Here is a 19770-nt window from a genome sequence, read left to right on the forward strand (position 1 = left end):
GTAAACTGAACGAAGTAATCAATTGTGAGGTGATTCCTTGACCCGATATTTAATCATAATTTTCACATTCATGTTTATAGCCAGCGCTTGTTCTCAAGATGAAGAAAGACAGCAACAATCAGATGAGGCAATTGTTGATATTCCAAATACAGAAGGGGATCTTCAAGTTATTGCTAAAAATCTTCAGGAGCCTTGGGAGATTGCCAAACTAAATGACGCATTTTACGTAAGCGAGCGAATCGGATCAATTGTTACGATTAAAAGAGGTGAACAGACACGTAAACAGGTACAATTTTCAAAGGACCTATCTAACCAGGCAGAAGCGGGATTATTAGGCATTGCTGTTCCTGGAAATTTTAGTGAAACTAATAAAGCTTTTGCCTATTATTCCTATCAGGAAGATAATCAGTACTATCAAAGGGTAGTTACAATTAAGGAGTCAGACGAACAATGGGAAGAAACATCTGTGTTAATAGATAGGATTCCTGGAGGGCAGTTCCACCAGGGCGGTCGTATTGAAATTGGGCCAGATAATAAACTGTATATAACAACCGGTGATGCGACACAACCCGAATTGGCACAGGACCTAGATAGTTTAGCTGGGAAAATTTTAAGGATGAACCTTGACGGGTCTATTCCAGCTGATAACCCGTTTGAAGATTCCTATGTATTTACGTTTGGACATCGTAATCCACAGGGAATGGCGTGGAATGAAGCAGATGAAATGTTCGCAACGGAACATGGCTCAAGTGCACATGATGAAATTAACCGAATAATTAAAGGGAGTAATTATGGCTGGCCGGAGATTCAGGGTGATGAAACAGCTGCTAATATGGAGAGTCCGATTATTCATTCTGGTGAAAATACCTGGGCACCTTCTGGAATGACGTATCATAATGGTTTTTTCTACTTTGCTTCATTAAGAGGTGAGGGGCTACGCCGGTTTGACCCAGCAAACAAGACCCAGAAGCTAATAGTTTCGAATGTAGGGCGAGTTCGTGACGCTCTCGCCACTAACGAAGGAATCTATTTCCTGACAAATAATACGGATGGTCGTGGAGACCCGGCAGCAAATGACGACAGGTTGCTATTCTTACCATATAACGATTTAGACTAGAATGAACTACCTTGCACAGACTATGCAAGGTAGTTTTTATATAGATATTCGGCAAGTCATCAGATTTCAGAAGAAAATATCTTCTTTATTAATGAAAGCCCTTGCAAAACATGTATATACAAGTTAAACTTAAATGAGTTACTTGTATATACATGTTTAAAAAAGTTTCTAAAAATTAGGGAGGTATTCCTGTGGTAAATAATAAAGAAGTGATCTATGCGCCAATTAGTGGTCAGATAAAAAAACTTGAAGATGTTCCAGATCCAACCTTTTCTGAAAAAATGATGGGTGATGGTCTGGCAATTGACCCTAGTGATGGTAAAGTAGTAGCACCATTGGATGGGGAAGTTGTTCAGATTTTTCCTACAAAGCATGCTGTAGGAATTCGAGGAAACTCTGGTGTAGAGGTATTAATTCATATTGGTCTTGATACGGTTTCTTTAGATGGTAAGGGGTTTGAAGCACATGTGAAACAAGGCGATCAAGTGAAAATCGGGGATCCTCTAATTACATTTGACGTAGACTTTATCCGAGAAAAAGCAACTGATGTAATTACGCCGGTAATTATCACAAATGGCAGTGAACTGGAATTTTTCGAAAAAATAAATGATTCAACAGTTGTCGGTGGCCAATCAAGATTATTTAATGTGCAGACAAAGAATGCCACTGAGGAAAAAGTACCAGCAACAGGAACGGATCAATACAGCCAAGAAGCGAGTGAAATTGTTGAAGCACTAGGTGGCGAGGGAAACATTAACGTTGCCACTCATTGTGTGACACGTCTTCGTTTTGCGTTATCGGATGAAGATCAAGTTAATAAAGATACTCTGGAAAACATGGATATCGTAAAAGGATCATTTTCAGCTAACGGTCAGTTTCAAGTGGTAATCGGCCAAGGAACTGTTGACAAGGTATATGCTGCAATGGTTAATCAAACGAATATTGGTGAAGCCTCTAAGGAAGACGTTAAAGCAGCTACCGCGCAAAAACAGAATCTGCTGCAGCGGGCTATCAAGGTATTAGCTGATGTTTTCATTCCCATTTTACCTGCAATCGTAACTGCTGGTCTACTGATGGGTATCAATAATATACTTGTAAATCCGGTTTTTGCTGATCAACCGATTGTGGAAATGTACCCGCAATGGGCTGGATTAGCCGATATGATTAATATAATAGCAAATACGGCATTTACCTTCTTACCAGCATTAATTGGTTGGTCAGCTGTCAAACGGTTTGGCGGTAATGAATTGCTCGGTGTTGTTCTCGGACTGATAATGGTTCACCCGGCACTTCTCAATGCATGGTCTTACGGTGATGCTTTGGAAGCAGGCGAAATTCCAAAGTGGAACCTGTTCGGGTTTGAAGTGGATAAAATCGGTTATCAAGGCCAAGTCCTCCCTGTGTTATTTGCATCATGGGTTCTTGCGAAAATTGAAATCTTTATGAAAAAACGTGTTATTGATTCATTACAATTACTTGTGGTAGCACCTGTTGCACTGCTGGTTACTGGATTCCTAACATTTATTATTATAGGCCCAATCACTTTTGCTATCGGAAACGGAATCACTGATGGACTTGTAGCATTATTTGATCAGTTTGCATTGATTGGTGGTCTTGTTTATGGAGCAATATATGCACCAATGGTTATTACAGGTATGCACCACACCTTCCTGGCTATTGATCTGCAACTGATCGGCAGCACTGGTTCCACTTTTCTGTGGCCGATTCTGGCATTATCTAATATTTCTCAGGGTGCTGCAGCCTTCGCGATGATGCTCGTTGCAAGAGAGGAAAAACTAAAAGGACTTGCAGGTACTTCAGGTCTATCTGCATGGCTTGGAATCACTGAACCGGCGATGTTTGGAGTGAATTTGCGTTTTAAGTATCCGTTTATTGCTGCGGTATTTGGATCGTCAATAGCTGGCGCATTCATCACGATGCAGCATGTAACTGCAGAATCTATCGGGATAGGCGGCGTTCCAGGATTCCTATCTATTGCAAATGGAATGCTTTCATTCTTTATCGGAATGGCGATTGTTATCGTTGTGCCATTTATAATTACGTATTTAATCGCAAAAAGAAAGCTTAATACACATTAATACAACTAGAATTACGGGGTGTTAGCAATGAATGAAGCATGGTGGCAGAAAGCTGTTGTTTACCAAATATATCCTAAGAGTTTCCATGACACAACAGGCAATGGTGTAGGCGATATACAAGGGATTATCAAGAAGCTTGATTATATAAAAAAAATAGGTGTCGACGTTATTTGGCTGACGCCTGTTTATCATTCACCGCAAAAAGATAATGGCTATGATATTAGTGATTATTATTCCATTGAACCAATGTACGGAACGATGGAGGACTTTGAAGAATTACTGGCTGAAACGCATAAACGAGATATGAAACTTATAATGGATCTCGTTATCAATCATACATCAACTGAACACGAATGGTTCAAAAAGGCATCGGAATTTAAAGATAATAAGTTTCGTGATTTCTACATTTGGAAGGATGCCACGAATGGTGATGTGCCAAATAATTGGCAATCGAAATTCGGTGGCTCTGCTTGGCAATTTGATCAAAAAACAAACCAATATTACTTGCATTTATTTGATCAAACACAAGCAGATCTGAACTGGGAAAATGACCAACTCAGAGAAGAATTATATGAAATGATGCGATTCTGGGCTAATAAAGGAATTGATGGATTTCGCCTGGATGTAATCAATCTTATTTCGAAGGATCAGCATTTTCCAAATGATTATTCTGGAGATGGGAGAAAATTCTATACTGATGGACCTCGGATTCATGAATACTTACACGAGATGAATCAAGCTGTTTTTTCGCCACATCGTATGATGACTGTTGGTGAGATGTCATCTACAACACTGGATAATTGTGTGCTTTATACACGCCCTGAACGGAATGAACTTGATATGACGTTCCAATTTCATCATTTAAAGGTAGATTACCGTGGTGGTGAAAAGTGGACGAAAGCGCCATTTGATTTCCAGAAATTAAAGAGGATTTTATCTGAGTGGCAAGACGGCATGCATGAAGGGGGTGGCTGGAATGCATTGTTCTGGTGCAACCATGACCAGCCACGTGTTGTTTCGCGCTTCGGTAATGACGGAAAATACCATAACGAATCAGCAAAAATGCTTGCAACAACTTTACACATGATGAAAGGAACTCCCTATATTTATCAGGGGGAAGAGATTGGGATGACTAACCCTAACTTTACGCAAATTGATGACTATCGTGATGTGGAATCACTAAATGCTTATGAATCGTTGCTCCGTTCTGGGAAACCTGAGGATGAAGTGCTGGCTATCCTTCAGCAAAAGTCACGTGATAACGCCAGGACACCAATGCAATGGTCAGCAGGCAATCATGCTGGGTTCTCTTCCACCACTCCGTGGATACCAGTTGCAGACAATTATGAACAAATAAATGCGGAAAAGGCCTTAAGCAATCCGAATTCAATCTTTTCACACTATCAGGAGTTGGTAGATTTACGGAAAAAGTATGATATCATAACATATGGTGACTACCAATTATTACTTAAAGATAATGATAGTGTATTTGCGTATAAACGTAATTGGAACAATGAAACCTTACTTGTTGTAAGTAATTTCTATGGAAAAGAAGTAACAGCACATATTGATTTAGCGAATTATGAGAATATAAAAATGTTACTCTCGAATTATCCGGACACTGATCAAACGTTTGATCAATTTAAATTAAGACCATATGAGTCAGTTGTGTATTATTTGAAATAATGGGGTAGAGCGCGATGCAAAAGTATTTAACGATATATCATGAACTCGTGAAAAAAATTCAGTCAAATCAATGGCCAGAGTCAACAAAGTTACCATCTGAAAACGAACTCACAGAGATATACTCTACCTCACGGGAAACAATCCGAAAGGCACTGAACCAATTGGCACAAGATGGGTATATTCAAAAGATTCGTGGGAAAGGTTCTGTGGTAATTGATACCAATAAGTTTGACTTTCCAGTCTCAGGTATTGTTAGTTTCAAAGAACTGGCAACAAACTTGCAATTACCAGCCAATACGATAGTTAATGAACTAGCAATCGTTGAAGCGGACCAGGAATTACAATCAAAATTAAATATAAATCTTCGTGATTCAGTATGGAAGGTAGTTAGAGCAAGAAAGATTTCAGGTGAAAAAGTAATATTAGATAAAGATTATTTTAATAAGGATTATGTTCCTGAATTAACAAGGGAAATATGTGAGGATTCAATTTATGATTACCTGGAGAATCAGCTTGAATTGAAAATAAGCTTTGCCCGAAAGGAAATTGTTGTTGAAGAGCCTTCTGAAGAAGACCGAGCTCTACTGGATCTTGAAGGCTATTCTAATGTTGTGGTAATTAAAAGCATGGTATACCTTGAGGATACAAGTTTATTTCAATATACAGAATCACGGCACCGTCCGGATAAATTTCGATTTGTTGATTTTGCCAGACGTGTAAAATAATAAAGCTAACTCCTTTATACAGGAGTTAGCTTTTATCAAATGTTGAACTATTGGTATTTGGTGGCAGGTTCCCGGTTGGAGGTGTACCGTGAATATAGGCTGGTGATGGTTTAAGAAATGGAACCTGACCCTTAGCCTCTGGATTCGCTACATATTCAAAGTTACCCTGTCCATTATAGGAAGGTCTGATTGCCCATCTCCCCTGTGCACTTTCTTCTCCCTTGGAAAAATTCATGAATGAATAGGAAACCTGTTGTTTCTTGTTTTCCTGTGGGAATGTGCTAGGAACAATTGCCTTTTGAATTTGTTCCAGTTCTTCAATAGCAGCCATCCACTGCTGATATTGGTGCATTGTGTCTCGTGCAATCAGGAATGAAAGCATGTCTCTGACCCCTGGATCAGTTGTTGATTCATATAAAACGCACAACTTGTAATCTTCCTTGTGATTCAGCATTTAAATTTGCCCGAAAACTAGCCAATAAATTACCGCTTGAAATCGTTTAGCGGGAATTCTTAGAAAACTTGGCTTATCGCCAAGCCTTAATGGCGAAAGCCTTAGTTGCACTTATGCAGTAAGAAAGTAACTGCCAAGGATGACCGGTACTGTCTGTTGGCGTAGCGCCTAACCCTGAAACTATAATATGCTGACGATTCATTCCCTCTAGTGCTGCTCCTACTACCGGATTCTTTGCTGCTTCATCCTGTTCCTTCGCTGGGGCTCCGTCAAGTAATTGATAACACATGGGCAATTTCCTCTGTACCTATATCAAGTATCATATCCTTGTATTTTTGGTCGCCACGACAATTCCACCCCTGGAATAGATATTGCATCATAACTGTCATTTCGCCGTACTGTCCACCTAATCCCTCTTGCAGTTTCTTTGCGTATACAGGATCTGGCTTTGAAGGTTTCGCATTGTATTGCAATTCCTTAATATGATGAAACACATCGATTCCTCTTTTTTATGATAAGCTACTTTTATAGTTTGTTTAATAGTACTGTAACTATACGGAGAAAGCAGGTGCATTGAATGAGGATATACTTAAAACGAATTCGGTTTTTATTTAAATTTCACAAATCTATTCCATTTTTAAAAGACTTCTTTATATCCAAAGAGATTAAACCCATTACTAAATTGGTATATGCGCTTTTAATTATAAGCTATATCGCTATTCCATTTGATATTATCCCGGACTTTTTGTTTATATTTGGGATTGTTGATGATATAACGATTGCTATTTTCCTTTTGGAGCGAATGGTTAACTCTGCTCCTCAATCACTAAAAGAAAAACATGAATTATTTGATTAAATTAAGGTTGTTATAGTGCTATCACAACGTTTCGGAAATACACTTCGCGAACCTGGTCAGAGAACAATACTAAATACAACAAATGGGTTAGCCTTAGCTTGTGTAACAGTGTATATCAACTAAGACCCATTGCTTGGAAAAGGAAACAATCTTTTGAATAGCAGCCAAAACTAAAAAGCCGGAATGCAATTTTCTAGTTTGCATTCCGACTTTTTATGATTGCTTTTCGTCTTTTTTGTCATTTGGAATATACTTTGTATAGTATGCTGCAAATATTAAACTGATGAATGATAAGCCCCAGGCAGCTATTCCACTCCACTGCAGGTTCATTCGCAGACCTATAATTAGTATGATAGCACTCAGGATGAGAAAAAAGGTTGATAAATAACGTTTCACTGAAAACACCCCAATTATTAAAGGTAACTGATAATTACGATATGAAACTTTTTAATCTCTCGTTAATAATAATATGCCTTTCATACTAGTTATAACATAACTCCTGCAAACTTTTGAAGGATTCTATTGTCCAGCCACATCCCTTTTTGTGAAAAATACCCAGGATAGAACAAGGAAAATTAAGTAATATACAACCAAGACTGTTATAGAGAATCCTAGGCTCATTCCATCAAGCCAAGGTGTGCCATTTGTATACTGACTCAAATCTGTATTCGCAAACATGATGTATTTTGCCCAACTATAGTCTGCGAAAAAGGTTACAATCGCATTACCAGCAAGCATGAGAAAAATAGCTATCCCGATTGCCAGTGAGCTTTGACGGAAAATTGCTGAAATCATGAACGCAAATGTTGCCATCATTAATAGTGTTACAAGCTGGAATCCATACCCTTCAATAATTTGCTGAATGACAGATACGTAAGAATAGCTTTCACTTTGGTTAAGAACGATATGCGGGTCCATTCCGTTTATCCCGAAAAATAGGATGCCAACTACCCAAGAAAACACTAAAACATATAGTAGTGTAAATAATGCGAACAACAGGACCGACACATATTTTGATAATAATATCTTCGTACGTGTGATCGGCCGGATGAGCAGCAGTTTAATGGTACCCCATTTAAATTCATTTGCAATTATTCCTGCTGCAACGATTATGGTAAATAAGCTCACTAGTGATAGCAAAAATTCATTTTCCATTACAAATTGCCAAGCATCATAGCTGCTAGGTTGGATATCATTATCAAGATAGTAGTTATTTTCTTCAATCTGACGTGCGTTAAAGCCTTGCATCATCTCTTCTTCTTCTATTTGTTTCTTTAAATCTTCATTTTCCTGCTGGAGTGTTTGTTTCCAATTACTATCCTGATATTTTTCATTGGTGCCCGGGGCATTGGCACCTTGTGCAAAGTTAGCAAGAAAAGCTAACCCAAGAATAATGAGAGATACAAGAATGTACATTACCCATGTTGACTTGCGTATGTATAACTTGTACTGTTCGTTAACTAAAAGCTTAAAAAAATTACTCAATTGTATTCTCTCCAATCAAATCAAAGAATTTATCTTCTAGTGTTGATTTCGTAATAGATACCTGGTAGACAAGGACGTCATTATTTATCAGTGTTTTAATGATTGATGGTATTGTATCACGCTCACTCTGGATGGTTATTGTGCCGTTTTCTGAAGTTGCATCAATATCATGATTTGATTTTAGGATTTCGATTGCATGTTCAATTGGTGTTACTTCCATTTGTACTGGACTTGCGCTATCCTGATCAGTTGCTGCGTTAACGTCCTGTGTCGCTACAAGTTCGCCATTTTTGATAAGTCCTATGCGATCACACATTAGCTCGATCTCCGATAATAAATGACTTGAAATAATCACAGCAACATCTTCTTCGCTGGCTAATGCTCTTATATACTTACGAATTTCGCGAATACCGGCAGGATCTAACCCATTGGTAGGCTCGTCCAGAATTAGTACTGAGGGTTTATGTAAGAGTGCTTGCGCGATCCCCAACCGCTGTCGCATTCCCAATGAGTATTTTTTTACTTTTTCATTAATTGCTTTCTCTAATCCTACTAGCCTAATTACTTCATGAATGCGTTCTTTCGTAACCCCAGGAATCATGCGGGAAAAATGCATCAGATTCTGCCATCCGCTCATGAATGGGTACATTTCAGGGTTTTCGACAATAGCACCAACTTCGCTGATTGCTTCCTTGTAATCGGTTTTGATGCTATTTCCCAGTATATGAACATCACCATCTGTAATTTGCATCAATCCAACCATCATGCGTATTGTTGTTGTCTTGCCGGCACCATTTGGGCCAATAAATCCAAATACTTCTCCTCTATCAATAGAAAAAGAAAGTCCCTTAATAATTTCTTTTTTGCCTAGCGTTTTCTTTAAATCTATTAATTCTATGGCTGCATTTGACATGTAAAAATCCTTCCTTTCCTAATGCTATACATAAGTACGAACAAATTAATAAAATGTTTCATTATACCACAATTTTTAGATTAGAAAACTTGACATTCGTTAAAGGGATTCTTATGAAAGCGTATTTTGCTTTCTTAGAACCCCTTATACTCTGGAGTGCAAGCCTTAATGGCGATTGCCTTAGTTGCACTTATGCAGTAAGAAAGGATTTATACTTTCTTAACTGCCAAAAAAGGTACCCCATACGAGATAGTACGTACAGAGTACCTAGGGAAATAGGGTTATTTGATTAAATCGGGATTTTCTCCTTTTGCCTCTCTAAATCGAGACCGCCGATATCCGGCGGCAATGTCTGCTTTCTTAAATTCTTTTGAATAATGAACTTCCAGAGCATCTGGTAATTGCTTGTTCTTTGTTGGCTGATATTGAGCTTTTCTCATAGTAGACTTCCTTTCTAGTGATAGATTATCAGTCTATATATTTTATTCCCATTGAATATAGATTTAAACATGGAATTATAAATATAGTGTAGTTCTAGATATAATCGTTTCTCAGTCATGAAAAGTGTCATTTAAAAAATATATTTTGGTGACACCTTTTCGTTGTGAGCTTCGATTATATTAGTACAAACTACCTTTTATTTTCAAAAAAATCAGATATAATGGAAATAGTCATTTTTAATAAAAGGGGTGTAGTTATGCGAGATGTTGTTATTGTGGACGGTTGCCGTACAGCAATAGGCAGAAGAAAAGGTATGTATGCAAATTACCGATCAGATGAACTGGCCGCAGTCGTACTGGAAGATTTGGTTGAACGTTCGAATATCAATAAAGGTGATGTGGAAGATGTCATCTTAGGTTGCGTAACACAAGTCAATGAGCAAGGCGGAAATATTGCTAGGACTGCAGCTTTAATTGCTGGTTTTCCATCACATGTACCAGGTGTAACAATTGATCGGCAGTGTGGTTCAAGTCAGCAAGCTGTTCACTTTGGCGCGCAGGCAATCGCGGCTGGAGATATGGGTATTATGATTGCAGGTGGTGTTGAGAGCATGACACGCGCACCAATGTTTTCCAATATGCAGGGTACAAAGCCAAGTGAAAAATTGACAGCACAATATGAAATTGTTAATCAGGGAATCTCGGCGGAAAAGATTGCCGATAAATGGAAGTTTACAAGAGAAGAGTTAGATCAATTTTCACTGCAAAGTCACAAGCGTGCATTAGCAGCAATTAAAAAGGGTAATTTTGAACAGGAAATTGTACCGGTAGAAATAGAAAATGAGAATGGACAGCTGGAACTTTTGAAAACCGATGAGGGACCAAGAGCTAATACTACTAAGGAAGCACTAGCAGAGCTGAAGACAGTCTTTAAGGAAGACGGTAAAATAACAGCTGGAAATGCAAGTCAAATGAGCGATGGGGCAAGTGCTGTACTATTAATGTCCAGCGAAAAGGCAGAGGAACTTGGTTTGAAACCAAAAGCAAGAATTACAGCCCGAACTGTTGTTGGATCTGATCCTACTCTTATGCTGACAGGACCAATCGAAGCAACAAGAAGGGCGCTGAGAAAGGCTAACCTTTCAATTGAACAGATAGATCGGTATGAAGTTAATGAGGCATTTTCTCCAGTACCGTTAGCTTGGCTGAACGATATTGGTGGAGATCCTGATAAGCTGAACGTGAATGGTGGTGCAATTGCACTTGGTCATCCGCTTGGAGCTACAGGAACGAAGCTGCTTGTTTCGTTAGTTAATGAATTGGAACGTACAGAAGGTAGATACGGTTTGCTGGCAATTTGTGAAGGTATGGGGATGGCGAATGCGACAATAATTGAACGACTTTAAAGTCTCAGATATCATATGAAAGAGCTGTAAAAGGAACGGATAAATATGGGATTAATTTAGAGTAGATTCGTTAAATATAGAAAGTGTGTTATATTAGGGTAAAAGATGCTAAGGAGCAACAGTCTATGAAACGGGGTAAATTAGTGTGGTTTCTGTTGGGGCTATTGCTATGTGTTTTAATTGCAGCTTGTTCTGATAAAGAACCTGAAGAAACTGCCGAACCAGAAAATGAAGAAACCACAGAACCCAAGAAACCAGCAGTACCAAAAGAGACAAAAGAACCAGAGGAAGTCCATAAAGAAATTACAATTTCTGCAATTGGTGATATGCTGATCCATAACACTGTATATGAAGATGCGCAAACGGATAGTGGCTATAACTTTATGCCAATGCTTGAGCGTGTTAAACCATTCTTAAATGACACAACCATTACATTCGCCAATCAAGAAACAATGATTGGTGGTAAGTTATTAGGATTGTCTTCATACCCAACATTTAACAGCCCTTATGCTGTAGGTGATGTATTGAAAAAATCAGGTGTTGATGTCGTTTCTTTAGCAAACAATCACACATTGGATGGCGGGGAAGAAGCAATTCAAAGTGCCATAGAGCATTGGGAAAGCATTGATATGATGTACACTGGTGCATACAAGAGTGAAGCTGACAGTAACAAGATCCGGGTATATGAAACAGATGAAGGAATTTCTGTTGCTTTTTTAGCGTATACATATGGAACAAATGGACTACAAGTGCCAGAAGGAAAGAATTTTTTAGTCAATTTAATTGATAAAGAAATAATGGCGAGCAGAATTCAGAAAGCGAAAAAACAAGCAGATGCTGTGGTATTGAGCATGCATTTTGGTAATCAATATGAACGATTACCAAGTGAAGGACAAAAAGAGCTCGTCCAATTTGCTGCTGATAATGGCGTGAACGTTGTTTTGGGACATCATCCACATGTCCTGCAGCCTATCGATTGGGTAGAAGGTGCAAACGGAAATAAAACGTTAGTCGCATACTCGTTAGGTAATTTTTTATCAGGTCAGGATGAATTTTATCGACGAATTGGCGGGATTTTTAAATTTACTATTCATAAAACAATTAAAGGTGAAAAAGAAACAGTTGAGGTAAAATCACCTCAGTTGATGCCGACCTTTGTAAAGTATAGCAACTGGGCGAATTATCAGGTTGCCCCGATGTACCAGCTAACAAATGATGAACTTGCAAATACTGAAAAACACTATCAGGAAATCAAAGACCATATGTCTCAGTGGGTTCCAGAGCTTGAGTTTATTGAGGAATAGCAATAACCTTACTGCTATTCCTTATCTCAGTTGGATGGAACGCTTTTTTCGTTCAATTAAGAAAGATACAAGATAAAGAAAAACGCCTAGACCAGCAAAGTATATCGTCGGAATACTAACCGTAGTTCCAAAGTTAGGCATCAAATATATAACAAGGACAAATAGTCCAATTGAAAAGGTGCTAAATGCCCAAACCTGTAAGAATTCTACCCATTTTTTTTGCTTCTTGTCATCTTTAAATACAGTATTTTTTAACCACTTAAAAATTATTATAATGAATAAAAAAGCGATTAGTACATCGATAATGAGAATTGCAATACCAGATCCTATCGAAAAGGTTGTATTGGCAGAACCGAGATCAAAAAAATAATGAAGCCCGAATCCAATTATTCCGTGTGTAAGGCTAATAATTGCCAGAAACTGCAGTATAATTGAACTTATAAATAAAATTTGGCGCTTACGATTTTCAACAGGAATTTCCCCTATAATTTCTTTACAATATGTCTTTGGATCCTTGCCAAAAATTTCTTCAGCAGTTCGCCCTTCTTCCTGGGCCTGCAGAATGTGCTCTAGCAGTTCAAGTAAAACCTCTTCTGTTTGCTGTTCAGATTTGTTTGTGTTTAAACGTATGTACACGAGCATATCTTCATAATACTTTAAATTTTCCTCGTTTAATTGCTCCCGTTTTTCATTGTTTAACTCAATAATAGCCTTTGCATTCATATTAGATTTCTCCTTTCTCTATAATTTTATCTACTGGCCGTTTGATATTTTCCCAATGATGAACAAACTGTTTTAATGCTTCATGCCCCTCTGTGGTTAAGGAATAATATTTACGCTTAGGGCCTGATTCAGATTTCTTCATTTCTCCCTGAACTAATTTTTCCTTTTGCAGGCGCAACAAAATCGGATAGATCGAACCCTCACTAACATCGGATAAACCAAATTCCTGTAGCCTTATCGAGAGTTCATAGCCATATGTTGGCTGCCGGCTAATAATAGAAAGGATGCAGCCTTCTAAAATACCTTTTAATAACTGACTTCTTAACGTCATATTTAAACCTACCTTGTAATGCAAGATACTTTTTTTAAAAAATGCTACCTTGTATTACAAAGTAGCAATGAGAATAGTATATAAAATTTTTGTGTGAATTGCAAACATAATTTGATATGATAACGGTATGCTTGTAGAAATTGGAACTGTTACAAAGGGAGATCGTTACATATGGAATGGAAAAATATTTATCGAGGTATAATTATGGGGGCAAGTGATGTGGTCCCAGGTGTAAGTGGGGGAACCATTGCTGTTTTACTTGGAATTTATGACCAGTTAATAGCTGCTATAAATGGATTCATCAGTAAAGATTGGAAAAAACAATTAGGCTTTTTGATACCACTTGGTATTGGAATTGTGACAGCCGTTTTATTATTAAGCCATCTGCTTGAGTGGTTATTTGAACATTACCCGGCACCAACGCAATTTCTTTTTTTGGGGCTAATTTTGGGAGTACTTCCATATTTATTTCAAAAAGCAGATGCGAAAAATAAATTTAAACCGAAACATCTGGTTTTACTTATTATCGGTGCTATTGTTGTTGGTTCGATGATTTTTCTGAACGCTGGAGAGAGTGGGGTAATTGAAAGTAAAACAATGTCAACATATGTGTTATTATTTTTCTCTGGCTTTATTGCAAGCAGTGCCATGGTACTTCCAGGCATAAGTGGTTCATTTATGTTACTAATTATTGGTGTGTATCAGACAGTAATGACAGGGATAAGCAGCTTCCAGCTCGATGTTATTGCTGTAACCGGTGTAGGAATCGTAATCGGTATTGTGGTAATGAGTAAGGTTGTTAACTTCTTCTTAAATAATTACTATACAGGAACATTTGCTATTATCATTGGTATGGTTATTGGTTCGATTTTTGTGGTCTTTCCAGGATGGCCAGCAAGTAATGCACTCATTCTTTTAAGTGTAGGCACATTTGCATTAGGTCTTGCAATAGCTTACCTTCTTGGAAGAGTTGAATATAAGTCCTAAACAGATTATAAGACATGCTATCAAAAAGTAGGTACAATAGAGATAGAAAATACCAATAAGGGGTGCTTATGAATGAAACATATAGATACAGAAGAAAAATTCAATGAAGTAATTCAATCGGATAAACCAGTTATCATAAAGTTTTTCGCTGATTGGTGTCCAGACTGCAAACGGATGGATATGTTTATTGGTGACGTTATGGAAGAATTCAATAATCATGAATGGTATCAAGTCAATAGTGATGAAGTTGAGGGAATTGCGCAAAAATACGAAGTTATGGGAATTCCGAGCATGTTAATCTTCCAAAATGGCGAAAAATTAGCCCATCAGCATAGTGCTGACACGAAATCGCCCGAATCCGTAAGTTCATTTCTGCATCAGCAATTAGTATAAATTTAAAAATAGCCGCTCTCTATCGAGGGTGGTTATTTTTTTGGCAGATTTCATCGCTATGACACTGCTGCGGAAATACACTTCGCGCACCTTAGGGCAACGTTTCAGCTGTTGCTTTTCCCGCAGGAGTCTACGTATATTTCCTGCGCTGGATTTTGCTCGCTGTATTTTAAACAATTCCAGCTGCGTCATCAGAGAGCCACACTAAATACTACAGATCAAATCGGTTACCTTAGCCTGTGTCGCCCTCCAATATCAACTACTTGTTAAGATTCATTAGAAGCAACAATCTTTTAAAAAACAGCGTTATCTTTTGACCATATGTGGGAATAGGAATTCCAAAGGAGACGATGATAATGGAACAATTATTTTCACAGTTTGCTATGCCACGTGGACGTGTTGGTCAGTTAGTCGGATGGTTTATGTCGAAGGAAAACAGAGAGATTAATAAATGGACAATTGATTTTCTGTCCATAAAAAATGATGACCATATACTAGAAATCGGTTTTGGTTCAGGTAAGGCTATTAAGTATATACTGGAGCAGAAAAATTCTGTGACGATTACTGGGATTGACCCGTCTGAAGCTATGGTTCATCAAGCATTACGTAAGTCAAACAAACGTTTGGTCAATGGCCAGATTCGACTAATTGAAGGGTACGTCGAGGAAATTTCAGCACTACCTCAAAAGGTTGACAAAGTATTAGTCATAAACAATATTACATTTTGGCGTGAACCATTAAATACATTAACAAAAATTCGCAGACAAATGAATGAAGGGGGTAAAATCGCCATAACAATTAGACCACACGAGAAAGGTGCAACAGATGAAACAAGTGAGATAATTGGAGGTCAGTTAACGGCATTGCTGGATCAATCGGGTTTTACTTCTATCGAGACTTTTATTAAACCAACAAAGCCAAATGATACTGTGTGTTCATTAGGAATAAAATAAGATGATCATTCGCTATGGAATGATCATCTTATTTTTAGTAAGCGCAATGCATTTAGTGTTACAAGCAGGGTTGCCCCCATATCAGCAAAAATTGCAATCCAAAGTGTAAGCCATCCAGGGATGACGAGTAGTAAAGCGAGAACCTTGATGCCGATAGCAAAGGAAACATTTTGTTTAATAATTGATAATGTTCTCCGGCTTAATTTCACTGTGAATGGGAGTTTTTCCAGGTCATCGCCCATTAAGGCTATATCGGCTGTTTCCAGTGCACTATCTGTTCCAGCAGAACCCATTGCTACTCCTACAGTTGATGCAGCAAGTGCTGGTGTATCATTAATTCCATCACCAATCATCGCAATATCCCCGTGTTTATCCTGATGTTTTTTTATAAAATCTAATTTATCTTTGGGTAATAAACCTGCTTTTACATCGGTGATTTCAAGGTCTTCTTTTAATGCAACAGCTGTTTGAGCATGATCACCGGTCAGCATGTACGTATGGTTGATTCCTAGTTTGTGTAATTGTTTAATAATTTGTTTACTTTCTTTCCTTGGTTCATCGCGAAGTGCAATCGCTACTAGTATTTCATCATTTGTTCCACATAACATTACGGTTTTTCCAGATTCCTGGAAGTTATTCACTTCTTCATTTGGTAATTGATCGAACAGATTTGGTGACCCTGCATAAATCATCTCACCATTGATTTCTCCTTGTATTCCTTTACCTTTAATCGTTGTGAAATGCTCTACGTCAACTTTTGAAGTGTTAATTTTTTCGTCACTGATATAGTCCACAATTGCCTTTGCTAATGGATGGTTCGATTTGGTTTCCAATGCATTCAGGTAGTTTATTGCTTTTTCACGATTATCAGTGAAATAGTAAACATCGGTCACTTTTGGGGTACCGTTTGTTAAAGTACCTGTTTTATCAAAGGCAATTGATTTAATTCTTCCCATTTGTTCAAGGTAGATTCCACCTTTAATAAGAACTCCATTTCGTGCAGCGTTTCCGATTGCTGTAACGATTGCGACCGGAGTGGAGATAACCAATGCACACGGGCAGCCTACAACTAATACAGCAAGACCTTGATAGACCCACACGCTCCAGGCACCACCAAAAAGAGGAGGGATAACTGCTACCAGAATGGCAATCGCAATAATTACAGGCGTATAATATGCGGCGAACCGATCAACAAATGCTTGTGACGGGGCCCGTTCACCTTGTGCTTCTTCTACCAGATGAACAATCTTTGCAATTGTTGTATCTTCTGCTTTTTTCGTGACTTCAATTTCCAGATAACCATCTTGATTAATAGTACCAGCAAATACCTCGTCATTTGCGGATTTTTCAACTGGAATTGATTCACCGGTTATTGATGCCTGATTAATTGCAGAAAATCCGTCAATGACTCTTCCATCCATGGCTATTCGTTCTCCAGGTTTAACAAGCATAAGATCGCCAATTACGATATCTTCAATCGCTATTATTTGGTCAGTCCCATTTCGTCTGATCAGTGCTTTTTTAGGGGAAATCTTCATCAGTGAACGAATAGAGGCACGTGCTTTATCCATCGAATACGATTCAAGTGCCTCACTGATAGCAAATAAAATAACTACGATTGCTGCTTCTCGCCATTCACCAATCAGGATTGCACCAATCACAGCAATAGTCATAAGTGTCTTCATATCAAAACGAAGTCTTGTCAGGTTTATTAGTCCAGCTTTAAAAAGCGTTATCCCCCCGACGAGTGCTGCTAACCCAAAGAGGATGGTTGTCAGGTAATGTGAACTTCCAAAAGTGAATGTTGCTGCAAAACCCAGCACGACTAACAAGGCTGAAAATATAATTCTATCGTAACGGACCCAGAATGGCTCCTTAGCTTGATTGGCATTATCATTCTCCGTTACAACCTTTATGTTGTCGAACGATCCTGCTTTTTCAATGTCTGATATAGAAGCCTTGCCATCTATGTCAACTTTCAATGTGGCAAAATTAACCTCTGCATTGTCGACACCCTTAATTCGTTTGACATTATTTTCGAATGTCTTGGCACAATTAGCGCATGACACCCCTTCTACTCGATATGTTTGTTGGCTAGACGGCATGATACGAATCCTCCTTCATGTGGCTGAAGGCTTGTGAGATTAATTGTTTGATATGACTGTCATATAACGAATAATAAACAAGCTTTCCATCTTTTCGGAAAGACGCGATGCCAGCCTTGTGGAGCTGACGTACGTGGTGTGATGTTGTTGCAGTTGTTGCACCAATAATATTGGCAATATCACAGACACATAATTCTTCTTCAATTAACAATGCATACGCTATTTGTAACCTGTTTTTTTCTGCAAGCAGCTTGTAGATCGTCGTTACCTTTTCGAATGGCTGCTGCTTCATTTGCTGTTTTACACGGTCAACTTTGTCTTCATGTATACAAGTCACTTCACATATATCTTTTGGCATTTACTACACCTCATTCAAATAAGTATTTGATTATAGTATAGTCAAATAGATGTTTGAATGTCAATGGGCAATATCATTAATTAATGGAAAACGCTAGTTTATCTGAAACACTTAATCTGGCATTAGCCAGTTGCAGGTCTGTTTGGTAAATACCCTTAAACTTCTCAATATTATTAATAGCAGCAGAAATGGTGTGAATCTGCTGTTCATTTATTAATCGGTCATCCTCTGGAACATTCTTAACATTACCCCACTCAATTAAAAAGGGGAGCTGTTCTGTTACATCTTCAGGAAAAAGCATCCGCCATTCTAATATTGATCCACTTGGTTTTTTTCTGCTTCCAGGGATGGGGCCGGTAAATGGAATAGTAGACTTATGAAAGTGATCAATATATTTATCCATTTTATCTGTTCGTAACGCATACTGGATAGGACCTTCCATATTATCATCGAGTGCATCAACAACTTGTTGGATAAGAGGATTCTCTGATTGGATCGCTATTTTTTTATCAAAAATACCAATCCATTCGATATAACTGTCATTGCTGAAATAAGCCATATAATTATATGTTCCCCAATTGGAGTGTTTACCCCCTTGTATAACAGTTACATTATGCTCTTTTCCAAATTTATCCGCTGCTTGTGCAGGGTTGTCGGATACAATAACAATGTGGTCAATTGCTAACATTCTGTCGCCTCCCTAAAATAATTTGTTATCGCAATCTTAATGCTAAAGGGCTATAATGAAAAGAAATTTATATGGGGAAGGGGAATACAGGATGCAGAAACCGATACTCAAGGATTTTCCAAATGAATTCTATACCAAGCGGCTTTATATACGCCTGCCTAAACCAGGGGATGGCGAGTCAGTCTATTTTGCTATTGATGCAAGCAAGGATGATCTGAAAAAATGGCTCCCATTTGCACAAAAGAACCAAAGTATGGAGGATGTGGAAACAAACGTAAGGGAGTCATATATCAAATTTCTGAAAAGAGAAGATATGAGAATGCATATTTTCAGCCGGGAAACGGGAGATCTTATTGGCTGTACAGGACTGCACAGAATCGATTGGAAGGTACCAAAGTTTGAAATAGGCTATTGGATTGATTCACGCAAAAGCGGACATGGTTATATTACAGAAGCTGTCCAAGGAATAACAGGTTACGCTTTTAAAGAGCTTGGAGCTAATAGGATCGAAATCCGGTGTGATGTGGAAAATAGAAGGAGTAAAGCAATACCTGAACGACTTGGATTTAAAATGGAAGGTATTTTGCAGAATGATGATGTTGCAGTTGATGGGGATGGGCTCAGGGACACCTGTATCTTTGCAAAAATAAAGTAACTAACTGGCTGGTTTGCTGAATTTCACAATTTAAAAATGAAGATCTGTGTGAATATCGGTTTAACATCAATACTTTTCATATATGGTATAGT

20 protein-coding genes and 1 pseudogene are annotated in these 19770 nt (G+C 38.1%); 11 read left to right on the forward strand and 10 right to left on the reverse strand.

The window, feature by feature from the left end; translation table 11 throughout:
• Positions 1 to 37: 37 nt before the first annotated feature.
• The 4 genes from BMY13_RS15135 (at position 38) to treR (ending at position 5627) form a co-directional block, all read left to right on the forward strand.
• Entirely contained in the window at positions 38 to 1117 is a 1080-nt protein-coding gene (locus BMY13_RS15135) for a PQQ-dependent sugar dehydrogenase (RefSeq protein WP_245736119.1), read from the forward strand.
• A gap of 191 nt (positions 1118 to 1308) precedes the next feature.
• Complete coding sequence (treP, locus tag BMY13_RS15140; RefSeq protein ID WP_245736120.1) at positions 1309 to 3216, forward strand: PTS system trehalose-specific EIIBC component; 1908 nt, start codon at positions 1309 to 1311, stop codon at positions 3214 to 3216.
• Positions 3217 to 3243: 27 nt separating this feature from the next.
• Positions 3244 to 4902, forward strand: a complete 1659-nt coding sequence (gene treC / locus BMY13_RS15145; RefSeq protein WP_092505602.1) for an alpha,alpha-phosphotrehalase — start codon at positions 3244 to 3246, stop codon at positions 4900 to 4902.
• A gap of 14 nt (positions 4903 to 4916) precedes the next feature.
• Entirely contained in the window at positions 4917 to 5627 is a 711-nt protein-coding gene (treR, locus tag BMY13_RS15150; RefSeq protein ID WP_092505604.1) for a trehalose operon repressor, read from the forward strand.
• A gap of 25 nt (positions 5628 to 5652) precedes the next feature.
• Here the strand turns inward: treR and BMY13_RS15155 are convergent.
• Positions 5653 to 6575 (reverse strand): annotated as a pseudogene (locus BMY13_RS15155) (manganese catalase family protein).
• 83 nt (positions 6576 to 6658) lie between these two features.
• On the opposite strand from BMY13_RS15155, the gene BMY13_RS15160 reads away from it, so the two are divergent.
• Positions 6659 to 6937 carry a YkvA family protein gene (locus tag BMY13_RS15160; RefSeq protein WP_092505607.1) on the forward strand — a complete coding sequence of 93 codons (279 nt, stop codon included), beginning with the start codon at positions 6659 to 6661 and terminating at the stop codon, positions 6935 to 6937.
• Positions 6938 to 7150: 213 nt separating this feature from the next.
• On the opposite strand, the gene BMY13_RS15165 is transcribed toward BMY13_RS15160, so the two are convergent.
• The 4 genes from BMY13_RS15165 to BMY13_RS15180 all read right to left on the reverse strand — a co-directional run bounded on the left by BMY13_RS15165 (position 7151) and on the right by BMY13_RS15180 (position 9775).
• A complete protein-coding gene (locus BMY13_RS15165; RefSeq protein WP_092494190.1) occupies positions 7151 to 7333 on the reverse strand; it encodes a hypothetical protein in 183 nt (60 codons plus the stop codon).
• 123 nt (positions 7334 to 7456) lie between these two features.
• Complete coding sequence (locus BMY13_RS15170; RefSeq protein ID WP_092505609.1) at positions 7457 to 8422, reverse strand: ABC transporter permease; 966 nt, start codon at positions 8420 to 8422, stop codon at positions 7457 to 7459.
• The gene (locus BMY13_RS15175; RefSeq protein ID WP_092505611.1) at positions 8415 to 9335 is read right to left on the reverse strand and encodes an ABC transporter ATP-binding protein; all 921 of its coding nucleotides are present in this window, start codon (positions 9333 to 9335) and stop codon (positions 8415 to 8417) included. Before BMY13_RS15175 ends, BMY13_RS15170 begins: the two co-directional genes overlap by 8 nt.
• 281 nt (positions 9336 to 9616) lie before the next feature.
• A complete protein-coding gene (locus tag BMY13_RS15180; RefSeq protein ID WP_092505613.1) occupies positions 9617 to 9775 on the reverse strand; it encodes a YfhE family protein in 159 nt (52 codons plus the stop codon).
• A gap of 257 nt (positions 9776 to 10032) precedes the next feature.
• Here BMY13_RS15180 and BMY13_RS15185 point away from each other — a divergent pair, with 257 nt between their 5' ends.
• Together BMY13_RS15185 and BMY13_RS15190 are read left to right on the forward strand one after the other, a co-directional pair.
• Positions 10033 to 11181 (forward strand): thiolase family protein, encoded by a 1149-nt coding sequence (locus BMY13_RS15185; protein WP_092505615.1) that lies wholly within the window; start codon positions 10033 to 10035, stop codon positions 11179 to 11181.
• Between the two features lie 125 nt (positions 11182 to 11306).
• Positions 11307 to 12485 carry a CapA family protein gene (locus BMY13_RS15190; RefSeq protein ID WP_092505617.1) on the forward strand — a complete coding sequence of 393 codons (1179 nt, stop codon included), beginning with the start codon at positions 11307 to 11309 and terminating at the stop codon, positions 12483 to 12485.
• Positions 12486 to 12506: 21 nt separating this feature from the next.
• Here BMY13_RS15190 and BMY13_RS15195 read toward each other — a convergent pair whose 3' ends face one another.
• A complete protein-coding gene (locus BMY13_RS15195) occupies positions 12507 to 13208 on the reverse strand; it encodes a DUF1129 family protein (protein ID WP_092505619.1) in 702 nt (233 codons plus the stop codon).
• Position 13209: 1 nt separating this feature from the next.
• A complete protein-coding gene (locus BMY13_RS15200; RefSeq protein ID WP_092494197.1) occupies positions 13210 to 13539 on the reverse strand; it encodes a PadR family transcriptional regulator in 330 nt (109 codons plus the stop codon).
• Between the two features lie 171 nt (positions 13540 to 13710).
• On the opposite strand from BMY13_RS15200, the gene BMY13_RS15205 reads away from it, so the two are divergent.
• The 3 genes from BMY13_RS15205 to BMY13_RS15215 all read left to right on the forward strand — a co-directional run bounded on the left by BMY13_RS15205 (position 13711) and on the right by BMY13_RS15215 (position 15872).
• A complete protein-coding gene (locus BMY13_RS15205; RefSeq protein WP_092494198.1) occupies positions 13711 to 14526 on the forward strand; it encodes a DUF368 domain-containing protein in 816 nt (271 codons plus the stop codon).
• Positions 14527 to 14598: 72 nt separating this feature from the next.
• Positions 14599 to 14919, forward strand: coding sequence for a thioredoxin family protein (locus BMY13_RS15210; RefSeq protein ID WP_092494199.1), 321 nt, complete (start codon positions 14599 to 14601; stop codon positions 14917 to 14919).
• Between the two features lie 356 nt (positions 14920 to 15275).
• Positions 15276 to 15872 carry a class I SAM-dependent methyltransferase gene (locus tag BMY13_RS15215; RefSeq protein ID WP_092494200.1) on the forward strand — a complete coding sequence of 199 codons (597 nt, stop codon included), beginning with the start codon at positions 15276 to 15278 and terminating at the stop codon, positions 15870 to 15872.
• A 23-nt stretch (positions 15873 to 15895) separates the two neighbouring features.
• Here BMY13_RS15215 and BMY13_RS15220 read toward each other — a convergent pair whose 3' ends face one another.
• The 3 genes from BMY13_RS15220 to BMY13_RS15230 all read right to left on the reverse strand — a co-directional run bounded on the left by BMY13_RS15220 (position 15896) and on the right by BMY13_RS15230 (position 19023).
• Entirely contained in the window at positions 15896 to 17977 is a 2082-nt protein-coding gene (locus tag BMY13_RS15220; RefSeq protein WP_092494201.1) for a heavy metal translocating P-type ATPase, read from the reverse strand.
• Complete coding sequence (locus BMY13_RS15225; protein ID WP_092494202.1) at positions 17967 to 18335, reverse strand: ArsR/SmtB family transcription factor; 369 nt, start codon at positions 18333 to 18335, stop codon at positions 17967 to 17969. Before BMY13_RS15225 ends, BMY13_RS15220 begins: the two co-directional genes overlap by 11 nt.
• A gap of 76 nt (positions 18336 to 18411) precedes the next feature.
• The gene (locus BMY13_RS15230) at positions 18412 to 19023 is read right to left on the reverse strand and encodes a VOC family protein (RefSeq protein WP_092505621.1); all 612 of its coding nucleotides are present in this window, start codon (positions 19021 to 19023) and stop codon (positions 18412 to 18414) included.
• Between the two features lie 91 nt (positions 19024 to 19114).
• Here BMY13_RS15230 and BMY13_RS15235 point away from each other — a divergent pair, with 91 nt between their 5' ends.
• On the forward strand, positions 19115 to 19678 hold the full coding sequence (locus tag BMY13_RS15235) for a GNAT family N-acetyltransferase (protein ID WP_092505623.1): 564 nt from the start codon (positions 19115 to 19117) through the stop codon (positions 19676 to 19678).
• Positions 19679 to 19770 lie beyond the last annotated feature (92 nt).

It is taken from the genome of Virgibacillus subterraneus (assembly GCF_900110695.1).
Lineage (GTDB): Bacteria > Bacillota > Bacilli > Bacillales > Amphibacillaceae > Lentibacillus > Lentibacillus subterraneus.